General features: G+C 63.9%; 1 protein-coding gene. It reads right to left on the bottom strand.

What is annotated here, in order from left to right:
* A partial coding sequence (locus JIN85_RS22520; protein ID WP_200274577.1) for a transposase family protein occupies nucleotides 1-324 on the bottom strand: 324 nt, incomplete at both ends.

The raw sequence follows: 324 nt of genomic DNA, 5'->3' as shown, positions 1-324 counted from the left end.
TCGGCGGCCTTGCGGCGGGTGAACTGCTGGTAGATGCGCGCGACGGTGGCCTGGCCGAGCTCGCGGCTGCGGGCAAGCGTGCGGGTGCAGACGCCATCCTGATGCTGCTGGTAAATAGCCTCTCTGAAAGGCTCGGAACTGTGACGGCCCGGCAGGATGCCCGGCAGGCGGGGTATGAACGACCTGCCGCACGAAACACAGAGAAAGCGGTGGGTGTGGACGATGAGGTGGGTGGTTTCCTTGAAGCAATCCAGATGGCGGACCCTGCGTTGGTATCGCCCTTTGCCGAGGAGCTTGGTCCCTTGGCAATGCGGGCAACACTTC

Source organism: Luteolibacter pohnpeiensis (assembly GCF_016595435.1).
Classification (GTDB): domain Bacteria; phylum Verrucomicrobiota; class Verrucomicrobiia; order Verrucomicrobiales; family Akkermansiaceae; genus Luteolibacter; species Luteolibacter pohnpeiensis.
The sequence above is the reverse complement of the archived record's forward strand: the minus strand, read 5'-3'. Positions and strand labels throughout refer to the sequence as shown.